Source organism: Aeromonas sp. R3-1 (assembly GCF_040908345.1).
Taxonomy (GTDB): domain Bacteria; phylum Pseudomonadota; class Gammaproteobacteria; order Enterobacterales; family Aeromonadaceae; genus Aeromonas; species Aeromonas veronii.
On sequence record NZ_JBFODN010000149.1, the window covers coordinates 1 to 14745 of the forward strand.

At 60.9% G+C, this 14745-nt stretch carries 14 protein-coding genes and 1 tRNA gene; 9 read left to right on the top strand and 6 right to left on the bottom strand.

Features of this window, described 5'->3' with window-relative positions; translation table 11 throughout:
- The first annotated feature begins 6 nt into the window (after window positions 1-6).
- The 3 genes from AB5Y85_RS09205 to htpG all read left to right on the top strand — a co-directional run bounded on the left by AB5Y85_RS09205 (window position 7) and on the right by htpG (window position 3161).
- Window positions 7-94: transfer RNA gene (locus tag AB5Y85_RS09205), tRNA-Ser, on the top strand.
- Window positions 95-466: 372 nt separating this feature from the next.
- On the top strand, window positions 467-1069 hold the full coding sequence (gene recR, locus AB5Y85_RS09210) for a recombination mediator RecR (protein ID WP_257687619.1): 603 nt from the start codon (window positions 467-469) through the stop codon (window positions 1067-1069).
- A gap of 178 nt (window positions 1070-1247) precedes the next feature.
- On the top strand, window positions 1248-3161 hold the full coding sequence (gene htpG / locus AB5Y85_RS09215) for a molecular chaperone HtpG (RefSeq protein WP_257687620.1): 1914 nt from the start codon (window positions 1248-1250) through the stop codon (window positions 3159-3161).
- Window positions 3162-3266: 105 nt separating this feature from the next.
- On the opposite strand, the gene AB5Y85_RS09220 is transcribed toward htpG, so the two are convergent.
- From AB5Y85_RS09220 to pspF, 6 genes are all read right to left on the bottom strand, one after another.
- Window positions 3267-4052, bottom strand: a complete 786-nt coding sequence (locus AB5Y85_RS09220) for an ABC transporter ATP-binding protein (protein ID WP_005333681.1) — start codon at window positions 4050-4052, stop codon at window positions 3267-3269.
- A gap of 34 nt (window positions 4053-4086) precedes the next feature.
- Entirely contained in the window at window positions 4087-5085 is a 999-nt protein-coding gene (locus AB5Y85_RS09225; RefSeq protein WP_005333679.1) for an oligopeptide/dipeptide ABC transporter ATP-binding protein, read from the bottom strand.
- Window positions 5085-5978, bottom strand: coding sequence for an ABC transporter permease subunit (locus tag AB5Y85_RS09230; protein WP_005333677.1), 894 nt, complete (start codon window positions 5976-5978; stop codon window positions 5085-5087). The genes AB5Y85_RS09225 and AB5Y85_RS09230 overlap by 1 nt, the downstream gene beginning before the upstream one ends.
- Window positions 5979-6013: 35 nt before the next feature.
- Window positions 6014-6973 carry an ABC transporter permease subunit gene (locus AB5Y85_RS09235; protein ID WP_005333676.1) on the bottom strand — a complete coding sequence of 320 codons (960 nt, stop codon included), beginning with the start codon at window positions 6971-6973 and terminating at the stop codon, window positions 6014-6016.
- Window positions 6974-6975: 2 nt separating this feature from the next.
- Complete coding sequence (gene sapA, locus AB5Y85_RS09240) at window positions 6976-8571, bottom strand: ABC transporter substrate-binding protein SapA (protein WP_257687634.1); 1596 nt, start codon at window positions 8569-8571, stop codon at window positions 6976-6978.
- A gap of 108 nt (window positions 8572-8679) precedes the next feature.
- Window positions 8680-9708 carry a phage shock protein operon transcriptional activator gene (pspF, locus tag AB5Y85_RS09245; RefSeq protein ID WP_005333674.1) on the bottom strand — a complete coding sequence of 343 codons (1029 nt, stop codon included), beginning with the start codon at window positions 9706-9708 and terminating at the stop codon, window positions 8680-8682.
- A 196-nt stretch (window positions 9709-9904) separates the two neighbouring features.
- On the opposite strand from pspF, the gene pspA reads away from it, so the two are divergent.
- The 6 genes from pspA to AB5Y85_RS09275 form a co-directional block, all read left to right on the top strand.
- The gene (pspA, locus tag AB5Y85_RS09250) at window positions 9905-10591 is read left to right on the top strand and encodes a phage shock protein PspA (RefSeq protein ID WP_005361184.1); all 687 of its coding nucleotides are present in this window, start codon (window positions 9905-9907) and stop codon (window positions 10589-10591) included.
- A gap of 3 nt (window positions 10592-10594) precedes the next feature.
- Window positions 10595-10831 carry an envelope stress response membrane protein PspB gene (pspB, locus tag AB5Y85_RS09255; protein ID WP_005333672.1) on the top strand — a complete coding sequence of 79 codons (237 nt, stop codon included), beginning with the start codon at window positions 10595-10597 and terminating at the stop codon, window positions 10829-10831.
- Window positions 10828-11232, top strand: coding sequence for an envelope stress response membrane protein PspC (gene pspC / locus AB5Y85_RS09260; RefSeq protein ID WP_101530706.1), 405 nt, complete (start codon window positions 10828-10830; stop codon window positions 11230-11232). The genes pspB and pspC overlap by 4 nt, the downstream gene beginning before the upstream one ends.
- Window positions 11233-11333: 101 nt before the next feature.
- Window positions 11334-12740 carry a YcjX family protein gene (locus AB5Y85_RS09265; RefSeq protein ID WP_257687621.1) on the top strand — a complete coding sequence of 469 codons (1407 nt, stop codon included), beginning with the start codon at window positions 11334-11336 and terminating at the stop codon, window positions 12738-12740.
- 53 nt (window positions 12741-12793) lie between these two features.
- Entirely contained in the window at window positions 12794-13825 is a 1032-nt protein-coding gene (locus AB5Y85_RS09270) for a YcjF family protein (protein ID WP_257687622.1), read from the top strand.
- A gap of 190 nt (window positions 13826-14015) precedes the next feature.
- The coding region (locus AB5Y85_RS09275; protein ID WP_368221346.1) for a LysR family transcriptional regulator at window positions 14016-14745 on the top strand (730 nt) is incomplete at its 3' end.

Consider the following 14745-nt stretch of genomic DNA (forward strand, 5'->3'; position numbering starts at 1 on the left):
AAATTTGGTGAGGTGTCCGAGTGGCTGAAGGAGCACGCCTGGAAAGTGTGTATACGGCAACGTATCGAGGGTTCGAATCCCTCCCTCACCGCCAAGTTGCAAAAACCGACCTGATGGTCGGTTTTTTGTTTTTAAGCGCCATCCTGATGTAGGTGCCAGCAGTGCGGAGCGAAAAGCCCCGCTTGGTTTGTCCTGTGTCGCGGCTCGTCTTAAAAAATGGCAATGCAGAATAGTCGGTGATTTGCTGCTGCGAGTTTAACGCTCACACCACATGCACTGCCAGATTGAAAAGCCCTGATGTTTCCATCAGGGCTTTTTGCTATCCGCGTTTTTGCGAGCACTGTGGGCAAGCCGATGGCGATGGGCGGCGGGCTCGGGTATAGTCCTGCGCCAATGGCGTTATCCTGTTTTGCTGACCCGTCGTGGCCCTGATGGTGGCGAGGGGCAGGCCTGTGTAAGGAGTGTTATGAAGTTCAGTCCCCTGCTCGATGAGATGATGAAAGCCCTGCAGGTATTGCCGGGGGTGGGGCCCAAGTCTGCCCAGCGGATGGCTTTTACCCTGCTCGAGCGTGAGCGCAGCGGCGGTTTGCGTCTGGCCCAGCTGCTCTCTCGCGCCCTGACCGAGATTGGCCACTGCAGCCACTGCCGCACCTTTACCGAGAACGATCGCTGCGATATCTGCGCCAATCCCAAGCGGGAAGAGAACGGTCTGCTCTGTGTGGTGGAGAGCCCGGCGGACGTGGCGGCCGTCGAGCAGACTGGTCAGTTCTCCGGTCGCTACTTCGTGCTGATGGGTCACCTGTCGCCGCTGGATGGCATCGGCCCGGAGGAGCTGGGGCTTGATATTCTCGAGCGCCGGTTGAAGGAAGAGCACATCAGCGAGCTGATCCTCGCCACCAATCCCACCATTGAAGGGGATGCCACCGCCTGGTATATCGCCGACATGGCACGTCATGCAGGGGTGGAGGTGAGCCGCATTGCTCACGGGGTGCCGGTAGGGGGCGAGCTGGAGCTGGTGGATGGCACCACGCTCTCCCACTCTCTGATGGGGCGCCAACGCTTGAAATAGCAAGGCGAGCCTGCCTGCTGCCCCGCATTAACAGAGGACAAGCTGGGCAATAAATAGCCATTTGAGCAGATTTAAAGGGGCGAGTGGGCAGGATTGCACACTCGCCCCTTGATATTTGATTGGCCGTCCCCATCTAGGTTGGGCATATGTTCAACCCGATGTTTCTGAGGATTGGTCCATGACCCAAAGTGTTCATGCCGAAACCCACGGCTTTCAGACTGAAGTCAAACAACTGCTGAGCCTGATGGCTCACAGCCTCTACTCCAACAAAGAAGTATTCCTGCGCGAGCTGATCTCCAACGCATCCGATGCGGCGGACAAGCTGCGCTTCAAGGCGCTTTCCGATGCCTCTTTGTTCGAAAACGACGGCCAGTTGCGTGTGCGCCTGGTGGTGGACAAAGAGAAGCGTACCCTGACCATTTCCGATAACGGGATCGGTATGACCCGTGATCAGGTGATCGAGCATCTGGGTACCATCGCCAAGTCCGGCACTGCAGAATTCTTCAAAAACCTCTCCGGCGATCAGGGACGTGACTCCCAGCTGATCGGCCAGTTCGGGGTCGGTTTCTACTCCGCCTTTATCGTTGCCGACAAGGTGACTGTGGTCTCCCGCGCCGCCGGTACTGCCCCGGAGCAGGGCGTGCAGTGGGAATCGGAAGGGGAAGGCTCCTTCACCGTGGCTGACGTGACCAAAGAGGGTCGCGGTACCGACGTTATCCTGCACCTGCGTGCCGAAGAGGACGAGTTCCTCGACGACTGGCGTCTGCGTTCCGTGGTGAGCAAATATTCCGATCACATCAGTGTGCCGGTCGAAATGTTCAAAGAGGGAACCCCGGATCGGGAAGAGGATGGCGAAACCATCGTCGGCACCCCGGGCGAGTGGGAGCAGGTCAACCGCGCGACTGCACTGTGGACCCGCAACCCGAAAGATATCAAGGACGAGGAGTATCAGGAGTTCTACAAGCACGTCGCCCACGACTTTGAAGATCCGCTGCTCTGGGGTCACAACCGGGTGGAAGGGGCGCAGGAGTACACCAGCCTGCTCTACGTACCGGCCCGCGCTCCGTTTGACCTCTACAACCGCGAGCAGAAGCATGGTCTGAAGCTCTACGTACAGCGCGTCTTTATCATGGACGACGCCGAGCAGTTTATGCCGACCTACCTGCGCTTCGTCAAAGGGGTGCTGGACTCCAACGATCTGCCGCTCAACGTCAGCCGTGAAATCCTGCAGGACAACAAGGTGACCGCCTCCCTGCGCAAGGCTTGCTCCAAGCGCGTGCTGACCATGCTCTCCAAGCTGGCGAAAGACGATGCCGAGAAGTACGCCAAGTTCTGGAAAGAGTTCGGTAACGTGCTCAAAGAGGGCCCGGCCGAGGATTACGCCAACCGCGAAGAGATCGCCAAGCTCCTGCGCTTTGCCAGCACCGCTGGCGAGGGCGAAGCCCAGACTGTCTCTCTTGAGGATTACGTTGGCCGCATGAAGGAAGGCCAGCAGAAGATCTACTACATCACCGCTGACTCCTATGCTGCAGCCAAGAACAGCCCGCACCTCGAGATCTTCCGCAAGAAGGGGGTCGAAGTGCTGCTGATGTGGGAGCGTGTGGATGAGTGGCTGATGAGCCACCTGACCGAGTTCGACGGCAAGCAGCTTATCTCCGTCACCCGTGGCGAACTGGATCTCGGCGATCTGGAAGACGAAGCCTCCAAGCAGGCGCAGGAAGAGGCCGAGAAGGCCAACGCCGGTCTGGTGGAGCGGGTCAAGAAGAGCCTGGGCGATGCAGTGAAAGAGGTGCGTGTCACTCACCGTCTGACCGACTCCCCCTCTTGCATCGTCACCGACGCCTACGGTATGAGCACCCAGATGATCAAGCTGATGCGTGCGGCCGGCCAGCCGGTACCGGAGCAGAAGTACATTCTGGAGCTCAACCCTGATCACGCGCTGGTGAAGAAACTCGACACCATCGAAGACGAGGCACTGTTCGGTGAGTGGGTCACCCTGCTGCATGAACAGGCCCAGCTGGCCGAGCAGGGCGGGCTGAACGATCCGGCGAGCTTCGTCTCCCGCATCAACCGTCTGCTGCTGCAAGCCTAAGCAGCAACGCCGGTAACAGAAAGCCCACTGCATGCAGTGGGCTTTTTTGATCCCGCCGTGTGAGCTCGGCGAAACACAGTGGTGAGGGAGGCGGCCAGCGCCTCTCTATTTGCGGTATTCGTTGTTGTAGTTCTGGATGAGACGGCGAGTCACCTCATGCTGGGGATCGGCAAACACCTTGAGAGTCTTGCCGCGCTCCACCACCCGACCTTCGTGCATTACCAGCACCTCGTCACTGATATGGCTGACGATACCCAAATCGTTGGCTACCAGCACATAGCTCAGCCCCATGGTCTCTTGCATCTCCAGCAGCAGATTGATGATCTGGGAGCGTACCGAGATATCCAGGGTGGAGAGCGCCTCATCGGCCACCACGATCTTGGGGTTGAGGATCAGCGCCCGCGCCAGCGCCACCCGCTGCTGCTGACCGGATGAGAGCATCTGCGGATAGAACAGGGCGTGATCCGGCAGCATCCCCACCATACGCAGGGTCTGCACCACCTTCTCACGGCGCTCCTCCTCGGTCATCTCGGTGTTGAGGCGCAGTGGGGTTTCCAGGATCTGGCCGACCCGGATCTTGCGGTTCAGCGAGGTGTTGGGATCCTGAAAAATCATCCGCAGCAGTTTGCAGCGTGTCTGGTAATCGCCATGCACCATCAGCTGGCCGTCGATGGCGATGTCGCCGCTGGTGGGTTCGATCATGCCAGCCAGAATGCGGGCGAGGGTGCTCTTGCCGGAGCCTGCCTCGCCGACGATGGCGAGGGTCTGGCCCACTTCGAGGTCGAACGAGAGGGGCTTGATCGCTTCCACAGCCTGACGACGGAACAGACCGGTACGGTTCTGGTAGGTTTTGCTAAGGCCTCTGACCTGCAACAGGGACGGCTCGATCACAAGCGGGGCTCCTTCATGGGGGCATTAACGGTCATCATTTTTTTGGCTCCTCCATGTTCAGCGGGAAGTGGCAGCTGAACTGATGGCCCTTGATCTTGTTCATCAACGGAGTCTGCACGCACTGCTTCTGGGCGTAGGGGCAGCGCGGCCCCAGACGGCAGCCGATGGGCAGGTGTTGCAGCGGCGGGATGACGCCGGGCAGGGTCTCGAGGCGCGACTTGTGGCGCACCAGCTTGTCAAAGTCGGGGATCGATTTGAGCAGGGCATCGGTATAGGGGTGATGCGGGGTTTCGAGGATCTGCTCCCGGGTGCCCACCTCCACCATCTGGCCGCAATACATCACGTTGATGGTATCGGTCAGGTTGGCGATGGCGGCGATATCGTTACTGATGATCAGGATGGTGGTATTGCCCAGCTTGTTCATCTTGTCCAGCAGTCGCAGGATCTGGGAGTGGGTGGTGGACTCCATGGCGCTGGTGGGCTCGTCGGCTACCAGCAGACGCGGCTGGTTGGCAATGGCCATGGCGATCATCACCTTCTGGCACATGCCATCCGACAGCTCGTGGGGATAGGCGCGCATCACCTTGCGGTGATCCTTGACGCCTACCCGGTGCAGCAGGGCGATGGCCTTCTTCTTGCGCCACTGGAAGCGCTGCCAGAATTGTCCCTCGAACGAATCGGTCGGGATCGCTTCTTCCAGCTGGGTGCCGATCTCCTCGGAGGGATCGAGACAGCTGATGGGGTCCTGGAAGATCATGGCGATCTCGCGACCCATGATGCGACGGCGCTCCTTGGGAGCCATGGTCAGCAGATCCATGTCGTTGAAACGCATCCGGTCGGCACGAACCGTCCAGTTGTCTTTCTCGATGCCGACGATCACCTTGGCGATCAGACTTTTTCCGGAGCCGGATTCACCCACCAGACCGCGGATCTCCCCCTCGGTCAGGGTCAGGCTCACCTTGTCCACCGCCTTGACCTTGCCTTGCGGTGTGTCGATCTCGATGGTGAGATTGCGAATGTCGAGCAGCGGCATCAGTCATTCCCCTCTTTGAGTGCTTCACGAATGCCTTCACCAACTAAATTGGTCACCAGCACGCTGAACAGGATGGCGATGCCGGGCAGGGTGACGGTCCAGGGGGCGAGATAGATGAGGTCGCTCGAATCGGCCAGCATGGTGCCCCACTCAGGTTGGGGAGATTGGGCGCCGAGGCCGAGAAAACCGACCGCCGAGATATCGAGAATGGCTGCCGACAAGGTGCGGGTGGTCTGGGCCACCAGGGTCTCGACAATGTTGGGCAAAATAGCCAGCCGCATGATCCGGAAGGGGGGCGAGCCATCGAGGCGGCTGGCGGTGATGTACTCCTTCTGCATCTCGGCATGTACTGCGTTGTAGGTGGCCCGGATAAACGGCGGGATCAAGGCGAGCGTAATGGCAATCAGGGTATTGCCAAAACCCGGCCCCATGATGGCAACCATGATGATGGCCATCAGCAGGGAGGGGATGGAGAGCAGGGTATCGAGCAGGTGGTGCAGCACGCTCGATTTAAGCCCCTTGCTCATGCCGCCGAGGATACCGATGGCGGAGCCCACCACCATGGCGATCACCACCACGACTAGCGCATAGCCGAAAGTGAGACGCGCCCCCACCACCAGCCGGGAGAGCATGTCACGCCCCAGATCATCGGTGCCGAGGAAGTAGTCGATGTTGCCGGTCGCCGCCCAGGAGGGGGCGAGCAGCAGCTTGTCGGTGTGCTGTTCATCGATGCCGTAGGGGACGACCAGCGGCCCCACCAGCGTGATGAGCAGCAACAGCAAAAAACACCAGAGCCCCGCCATCGCCAACGGATTGCGGCTGTAGGAGGCCCACGTCTGCTCAAGGGGCGAGAGGATCTTGAGCTCGGGATAGATGTTCGATTTATCTTGCATAGGATACCTGGCTCCTGATCACGCCATGAGCGCGTTCAATCTTGTTTGGCATACAACTCTTTGCGCCGTGCCGGATAGATAAGGGTGGTCAGCAACTCGGTGCTGACGCTGGTCAGGATCACGAAACTGGCGACCACCAGGGTCGCGCCGCGAATAGCGGCGTAATCCTGCAGGGCGATGCTGCTGATGAGCCAGCGGCCGATCCCGTGCCACTCGAACACCACCTCGGTGATCATGGCGGAGGTGAGTACGCTGCCTAGCTGCAGACCCAGCAGCGGCAGTACCGGCGGCAGGGCGTTCTTCAGACCATGGCGCCAGACGATCTGCGCCTTGGAAAGGCCCCGGCTCGCTGCCGCCTTGATGTAGTTCTGCTTCATCACGTCGATGAGGGAGCTGCGCACATGGCGGATCACCTCGGTAGTGGGCACCACCGCCAGCACCAGTGACGGAAGAATCAGGTGGCGCAGGGCATCGTGCAGCGCCGCTTGCCGCCAGGGTTCGTTGCTGAGCAGCACATCGATCACCGCGATGCCGGTAATGGGGGGGACGTCGTAGAGCAGGCTGATCTGCCCGGAGGCTGGCAACCAGCCGAGATCCAGCGAAAAGAGCATCACCACCAGCAGCGCCAGCCAGAACACCGGCACCGCATAGCCGATAAGACCGGCAGTCATGATGGAGAGATCCAGCGTCTTGCCCTGTGACAGGGCCGCCAGGGTGCCGAGGGGAATGCCCACTAGCAATGAGATGGCGAACGCCGCCAGACAGAGGATCAGGGTCGCCGGGAAGTAGTGGCGGATCTCGTCCAGCACCGGTAGCCCGGAGACGCTGGAGAGCCCCAGGTCACCTGCGAAAATGCGGCGCAGGAAGTCGGGATAGCCGCTCCAGAAGCTGAGCTGATGGCCGATCAGCCGATAGTCCAGCAGGTAGGCGACAAAGGTCAGCGCCAGCAGAGTGATAAGCAGCAGGTTGATGCGGCGCAAGGTGTATAGAAGCATGCTTACTCCCTGTGAGCCTGGTTGAAGGAGGTGCCGCCAAAGGGCATCAGCGTCAGCCCCTCGATGTCGCTACGGCTGACCTGGGTACGCAAGGCGTGTGCCAGCGGGATCAGCGGCAGCTGTTCGTTGAGCAGGGTCTGGGCATAGTAGTAGTTGCGCAGCCGGAACGAGAGCTGGGGTGTGGTGACCGCATCATCCAGCAACTGATCGAAGGCCGGGCTACACCAGCGGCTGTAGTTGTTGCCGCGCTCCACTGCCGAGCAGCTCAGCAGCTGGCGGAAGAAGTTGTCCGGATCGGCGTTATCGGCAATCCAGCCGGAGAGCAGACTGTCGTACTGCCCCTTGGTGAGGCGGCCTTCGATCACCGGCCACTCCCGTTGCATGATCTTGAGCTTGATCCCGACCTTGGCCAGATCGCTGCGGATCAGTTGGGCGGTCTTGACTGCATCCGGGTTGTAGGGGCGGGCGTCCGGTTGTACCAGCACCTGCATCTCGAACCCTTTCTCCAGCCCCGCCTCCTTGAGCAGCTGGCGCGCCCGTTTCAGATCGGGTTTACGCTCGGGCAGGCTGGGGTTGTACCCCCATGAGAGGGTCGGCAGCAGGCTGTTGGCGGGCAGGCCGGTATCGAAATAGACCGCCTGCAGCAGATTGTCGATATTGATGGCGCTGGCAATGGCCTGACGCACCTTGACGTTGTTGAACGGCGGCTTGCGGGTATTGAGGGCCAAAAAGGCGACGTTCATCCCCGACTGGACCGAGAGACTGAGCGCCGGATTTTGCTTGATCACCGAGAGCTGGCTAGCGGAAGGGGTGCTCATCACGTCGCACTCGCCGGTCAGCAGCTTGGCCAGCCGTTTGGCGGATTTTGGGGTGATGTCGTATACCAGCTGTTCAATCTTGGCATCGCCGCCCCAGTAGCCAGGGTGGCGCAGATAGCGGATGAACTCGTTGTGGCGATACTCCTTGAAGCTGAACGGCCCGGTGCCGATGGGGCGGCTATCCAGCAGGGCTGGCGTGCCTGCCTGCAACATCTGCTCGGCGTATTCGGCGGAGAGGATCACCGCATAGTCGCTGGCCAGGGTGGCGAGGAAGGAGGCATTCGGCTGGTTCAGCTCGAATACTACTGTCTGCGGCCCCTTCTTGCTCACCCGTTTGATCAGCAGATCTTGCCCCAAGCTGTAGAAGTAGGGGTAATCGCCGCCGGAGACATTGTGATAGGGGTGCTGCTCGTCCAGCTGGCGGGCATAGGTAAAGACCACATCATCGGCATTGAAAGTGCGGGTGGGCTTGAACCAGGGGGTATGGTGAAACGTCACCCCCTTGCGCAGGGTCAGGGTATAGGTGAGGCCATCCTCGCTGACATGCCAGTTGGTGGCGAGCGCCGGCTCCAGCGCCAGGGTGTTGGGGTTCACCTCCAGCAGGCGGTCGTAGAGCGGACGGGCACTGGCATCCAGTGTCACCCCGGAGTTGGAAACATGGGGATTGAAGGAGAGGGGGGACCCCTCAGCACAATAGATGAGTCCGGTTTTGGAGGCCTCGGGTTGCTTCTGGCAGCCGGTGACCAGCACCAGCAGACCCAGCAGCAAGGGTGTGAGCATTCTCATTGTTGAACCATGTTCTTATAGGGGGTTTTTACGCACGTTTTGATACAAATGTGCCAGCGCGAAGGCTGGCGTGTTGCTGGCGTCGGCATCAACCGCGCTCCTTCACTCTTGTTCTGCATCGTTATCGCCATCCAGCAGCTGATATTTGCGTAGCATGCCACGGAACTGGTGATAGCTTAAGGCCAGCAGTTGAGCGGCTTTGCGCTGATTATACTGGGATTGCTGCATCGCTTGCTTGAGTAAATTAATCTCGTATTCCGCCACCGCCTGCTTGAGATCGAGTGGCAGGGCGAGGGGGGATGCAGATTGTACCTCGCTTCGGGCCTCTTGCGCAGGTTGCGTGACCTGTGGTCGCCAGGGGGAATCAAACGGGTTGAGCACCAGGGTCGAGAGCGGCAGTTGGGGATTGCCCTGACGATAGATGCTGCGCTCCACCACGTTCTTCAGCTCCCGTACGTTGCCCGGCCAGTGGTAATCCAGCAGTAGCTGGGTTGCCTTGCGCGAGAAACCGGCAAACAGCGGATAGCCCAGCTCCCGTGTCATGCTGTGGGCGAAGTGCTCTGCCAGCATCAGGATATCTTCCCGCCGCTCCCGCAAGGGGGGGAGGGTGATCACATCAAACGCGAGTCGGTCGAGCAGATCGTGGCGAAACTGCCCCTTGTCGGCCAGCGCAGGGAGATCCTCGTTGGTGGCGCAGACCAGCCGCACATCCACCTTGAGGGGCTTGGCCCCGCCCACCCGCTCGAACTCGCCATACTCGATGACTCGCAGCAGCTTCTCCTGCACCCGGGCGCTGGTGGTGGCTAGCTCGTCAAGGAACAGGGTGCCGCCATCGGCCCGCTCGAAGCGGCCCTGATGGCGTTTGGCGGCGCCGGTAAACGATCCCGCTTCGTGACCGAACAGCTCGGTTTCCAGCAGGCTCTCGCTCAGAGTGGCGCAGTTGATGGTGACAAAGCTTTGATCCCAGCGCGCCGAGAGATAATGTAGGCGGTGGGCGATCAGCTCCTTGCCCGTCCCCCGCTCGCCGATGATCAGCACGGGTTTGCGCAGCGGGGCGAGCCGTGAGGCCTGCTCAATAATCTCGAGAAATGCGTTGGATTCCCCCAGCAGGCTTTCCGTGGCCGTGGTCATAGTGATCCCTGTCAGTTGTAAAAGCTGGTCAATCTTACCAAAAGTTGGTGATTTTAATCATCACTTGCGCGAGGCATCTTGCAATCCGGCTATTCTGCCCCATATAAATCAACAAGTTAAATTTTGTTCCAGATTGGCACACAAGTTGCCATTGTCAATGGAGAAACAACGCCATGCCAATAACAGGAGTGCAATCATGAGTATTTTTTCCCGTCTGGCCGACATCATCAATTCCAACCTGACGGCCCTGCTCGACAAGGCAGAAGATCCCCAGAAGATGGTGCGCCTGATCATCCAGGAGATGGAGGACGAGCTGGTCAAGGAACGTTCCAATCTGGCCCGCTTCCTCGCCAGCCAGAAAGAGATTGGTCGTCAGGTCGCCCGTCATCAGGAGCGGGTCGACGAGTGGCAAGCCAAGGCCGAGCTGGCCCTGACCAAGGGACGTGAAGATCTGGCCCGCGCCGCCCTTATCGAGAAGAAGAAACAGACCGAGTTGTCAGAGACCCTCTACCGCGAGCAGCAGGCGGTCGACAGCGGCATCGAGAAGCTGGGTGAAGAGATCCGTCAGCTCGAAGCCAAGCTGGAAGATGCCCGCGCCCGTCAAAAGGCGATGGCCATTCGCACCGAAGCGGCCAGCAGCCGTCTCAATGTGCAGAGTCAGGTCGCCCGTGGCGAGAGCCAGGCGGTGGTGAGCAAGTTCGAGCGGATGGAGCGTCGCATCGACGAAATGGAAGCGCGCGCCGATCTGGGACAGTCCGACAAGGCGCTGGCGCAGCAGTTTGCCGAGCTGGAAGTGGACGATCAGATAAGCCGCGAGCTGGAAGCCATGCGCCAGAAGCTGGGCCAGGGCGACAGCAAAAGTGAAGGCAAACAGGGGGAGTAACAGATGGAAGATCTGCTGGGCGTATTGATGGTTCCCATGGTGGTCTTCATGGTGGTGGTGGCCCCCATCTGGCTGGTGCTGCACTATCGTGCCAAGGGGCGCATTGGCGCCGGTCTTGCCGATAGCGAGCGGGAACAGCTGCAAGGGCTGTTGGCTCGCACCGAGAAGATGCAGGAGCGAGTGGGCGCGCTGGAGTCGATTCTGGATGCGGAAGTACCCGGTTGGAGGAACAAGGTATGAGCAGTGTCAGTCGTGAAGGGCGTAACCTCTATCGGGATCCCCAGCGTGGCAAGATAGCCGGGATCTGTGCCGGTTTGGCAGAGTATTTCGGGGTGGAGACCTGGATCGTGCGGCTGCTCGCCATCAGTGGCCTTATCTTCGCCGGTTTCATCACCTTCACCGCCTATATCGCCGCCTGGTTCTTGCTCGACAAAAAGCCGGTTACCCTCTATTCACAAGAGGATGCCGACTTTGCCGAGGTGCGGATGAAGGCGCGCAGCTGGCAGTCAGGGATCACCCCTCATCAGGCGCTGGGCCGCATCGCGCAGGAACTTGACGCGCTGGAGCCCAGAGTTCAGCGGATCGAGAAGCTGGTGACCTCAAGGGAGTTCACCCTGCAGCGGGAATTTCGCAAGCTGTAGTTCTTGCTGAAGCACCCATGTCGATGGCGGCGCCTCCCGTGATGCGCCACCATCGACACCAGCTATCCAGATGCAACCACCAAGGGAGAACGGGTCAAGCCTTGATACTCAATAAACTGGAACAGAAGTTGACTCGCCTGCAACACAAGGCGAACGACGTGGTGAACCGGGTGCGGGATCGCCATATTCGGCTGGCGGTGACCGGCCTCTCTCGCAGCGGCAAAACCGCCTTTATCACGGCGCTGGTCAACCAGCTGGAACATGCGGCCATCGATGGCCGTTTGCCGTTGTGGGATGCCCTGCGTCAAGGGCGCATCCTCGGTGCCCGCCGGGTGCCGCAGCTCAATGCCCACATCCCCACCTTTGCCTACGAGCGTGGCCTCGACTCCCTGTTTGGCGATCCACCTGCCTGGCCCGAGCCCACCCGCGGCGTGGCCGAGGTGCGCCTCGAAATCCGCTATCGCACCCGTCACCCTCTGCGCAAGCATCTGGGGGAGATCTCCACCCTCTACGTGGATCTGGTGGACTACCCCGGGGAGTGGCTGCTCGACTTGCCGCTCCTTGAGATGAGCTACGAGCAGTGGAGCGAACAGGTGCGCGAGCAGCTGCGTCGCCCAGAGCTGCAGGCACTTGCCGCCAGCTGGCTGACCCCCGGGTGGCAGGTCGAACAGCGCTTCGAAGAGCGGCCGGTGGCTGAGCTTGCCGAGCGCTACACCGCCTATCTGCATGCCTGCAAACAGGAGCTGGGATTGCACCTTATTCAACCCGGCCGTTTCGTGTTGCCGGGGGAGTATGCCGGAGCCCCCATGCTGCAGTTTGTCCCCTGGGTGTGGGAGATGCCTGACAGCGAGCCCGCCGATGGCACTCTTTACGCCACTCTCAAGCAGCGCTTCGAGCAGTACAAGCAGCATCTGGTGCAGGGTTTTTATGAGCAGCACTTTGCCGGCTTTGATCGCCAGATCGTGCTGGTGGATTGCCTGCAGCCGCTTAACGCCGGGGAGGCCAGCTTTGGCGACATGCAGCAGGCCATCGCCCGCATCATGGAGAGCTTTGCCTACGGCAAGAGCAACTGGTGGCGGCGGCTCTTTTCGCCCCGTATCGACAAGCTGCTGTTTGTGGCGAGCAAGGCCGATCACGTCACCCCCGAACAGCATGGGCCCATGGTCTCACTGCTGCAGCATCTGGTGCGCAGCGGCCGCGGCCAGGCCCGTTTTGAGGGGATCACCACCGAGTGCTTGGCGCTCGCCGCCATCAAGGCGACCGAGGTGGGCAAGGGGGTAGCCAATGGCCGCGAGTTCCCCGCCATCCGTGGCACCAGCCTGAGCGGTGAGCCGCTGCTGCTGTTCCCTGGGGAGGTGCCGCCCCATATTCCACCCGCGCAGTGGTGGAACAGTCAGGGCTTTGATTTTCAGGCGTTTCGCCCCATGCCCATGAGCCCCCATCAGGCGCTGCCCCATATCCGGCTCGATGCGGCGCTGGAGTTTCTGCTTGGGGATCACCTCGAATAACGGTGTGCGGTCTTGGCACCTGAGCCGAAGGCTGCGCACAGGAGAACAATGCGATGAACGATCAGATAAAAGAGCGGCCGCCGCTGCAGGGCAAGGTGATCCTTGAGCCTGCCTTGACGGTGGCTAGTGACGAGCGACCGCCCGCACCGGCCCAGCGGCTGGAGGAGGCGAGTTTCGAGCGCCTCGACGAGCTGGACGATTTCACCGAGGTGGAGAGTGCCCTCGTCAGCAAACCGCGCCGCCGCCATCGGCTGCTGGCCTGGGGGCTTGGGGCAGTCGGTCTGCTCTCGTTGGGCCAGTATGGCGCCTTTCTTTACGATCAATTCCTCACCACCCCGCTCTGGGGCAGCGCTTGGCTGGCGGCCTCGGCGCTGGTGGCGGCGGGTACCGCCAGCGTGGTGGGGCGCGAGTGGCTGCGGCTGCGCACCCTCAAGCGGCGTCAGGATGTACGCTCGCGCGCAGAAGATCTGCTTGCTCATCAGGGAGTCGGACAGGGGCAGGCCTTTTGCGAAGGGTTGGCGGTCAAAAGTGGCGACAAGGGGCGCGAGGGGTATCAAACTTGGCTGGCCCAGCTCGACGAGAGCCACAGCGATCGGGAAGTGCTGACCCTTTACAGTCAGCTGGTATTGAGCGAACGCGACAAGCTTGCCCAGGCGCGGGTGGCCAAATGGTCGGGGGAGGCCGCTGTTCTGGTGGCGCTCAGCCCGCTCGCCACCGTCGACATGATGCTGATGTTGTGGCGCAACCTGCGGATGATCGAGGATATCGCCGATGTCTATGCCATCGAACTTGGCTACTGGAGCCGCATACGCCTCATCCGTCAGGTGTTTCGCAACATGCTCTACGCCGGTGCCACCGAGCTGGTGACCGAGGTGGGGATGGACTTGCTGGGCGCCGAGTTTGCCGCCAAGCTCTCTGCCCGCGCGGCGCAAGGGGTGGGGGCCGGACTGCTCACCGCTCGCCTTGGCCTGCGTACTATAGAGGCGTGCCGCCCGCTGCCCTGGTGTGCGGACGAGAAACCGAAACTCGGCGAGCTGCGCAAGCGGCTGATCGGCCAGCTGGCGGGGTATCTCAACAAATCCTGATAGCCCTGTCTGCACCTTGCTGCGATGACCCATGCCCCTGTTGTGTTCGCCAAGCCGCAGGGGCATGGTTTTAATCGGCAGATCATTGAGTTGGCAGCAGTGCCCGGTTTTGGCGAGACGCCCGTTTACGGTTAAGCTGGCAGTCAATCTTACCAATCACACTCATCGTACCAATCGGCAAGGATGCCCGATGAACTTTACCTTTCGCCAGATCCGTTATTTTGTGGCCGTGGCCGACAGCTTTTCAGTGAGCCGTGCCGCAGCCGAGCTTCATATCTCCCAGTCGGCGGTCACCAGCGCCATTCGCGAGCTGGAGACCGAGCTCGGCGCCCCGCTATTCGAGCGCAATCCGCGCGGCGTCACCCTCACCACCCAGGGCCACCAGTTTTTGCTCCACGCCCGCCGCATTCTCGGCGCCATGACCGAGGCGAGCCACTCCCTCAAAGCGGTGGCCCAGCAGGATCAGGGGCGACTCACCATCGGCGTGACCACCTTGGTGGCGGGTTACTACCTCTCAGAGGCGCTTGGCCGCTTTCGCCGTGCCTTTCCGGCGGTACAGATTGAGGTGAAGGAGGATGAACAGCCTTTTCTGGAGCACCAGATCGTCAATGGCGAGGTGGATGTGGGGATCCTGATGACCAACCGCACCATCCGGCAAGAGGCGTTTGATACCGAATTGCTGACCCGTTCGCCGCTGCGGCTCTGGCTGGCCGCCAACCACCCGCTCTGCGCCGAGTCGACCCTCTCGCTCACCGCGCTGGGGGAGGAGTCGATGATCTCGCTGACCGCCGATCAGCTGGATCAGATCATCGGTGGCGGCCTGCGTCGCTACGGCATCTCCCCCCGTATCGTGCTGCGCACCGCATCGGTGGAGGCGGTGCGCAGTCTGGTGGCGAGTCAGCTCGGGGTCGCCCTGCTGC

Coding starts and splice junctions, on each gene's coding strand:
- AB5Y85_RS09230 (WP_005333677.1), bottom strand. CDS start 5,978: ATGCAAGATAAATCGAACATCTATCCCGAGCTCAAGATCCTCTCGCCC.
- recR (WP_257687619.1), top strand. CDS start 467: ATGAAGTTCAGTCCCCTGCTCGATGAGATGATGAAAGCCCTGCAGGTA.
- AB5Y85_RS09235 (WP_005333676.1), bottom strand. CDS start 6,973: ATGCTTCTATACACCTTGCGCCGCATCAACCTGCTGCTTATCACTCTG.
- pspB (WP_005333672.1), top strand. CDS start 10,595: ATGGAAGATCTGCTGGGCGTATTGATGGTTCCCATGGTGGTCTTCATG.
- AB5Y85_RS09225 (WP_005333679.1), bottom strand. CDS start 5,085: ATGCCGCTGCTCGACATTCGCAATCTCACCATCGAGATCGACACACCG.
- htpG (WP_257687620.1), top strand. CDS start 1,248: ATGACCCAAAGTGTTCATGCCGAAACCCACGGCTTTCAGACTGAAGTC.
- pspC (WP_101530706.1), top strand. CDS start 10,828: ATGAGCAGTGTCAGTCGTGAAGGGCGTAACCTCTATCGGGATCCCCAG.
- pspF (WP_005333674.1), bottom strand. CDS start 9,708: ATGACCACGGCCACGGAAAGCCTGCTGGGGGAATCCAACGCATTTCTC.
- AB5Y85_RS09270 (WP_257687622.1), top strand. CDS start 12,794: ATGAACGATCAGATAAAAGAGCGGCCGCCGCTGCAGGGCAAGGTGATC.
- pspA (WP_005361184.1), top strand. CDS start 9,905: ATGAGTATTTTTTCCCGTCTGGCCGACATCATCAATTCCAACCTGACG.
- sapA (WP_257687634.1), bottom strand. CDS start 8,571: ATGCTCACACCCTTGCTGCTGGGTCTGCTGGTGCTGGTCACCGGCTGC.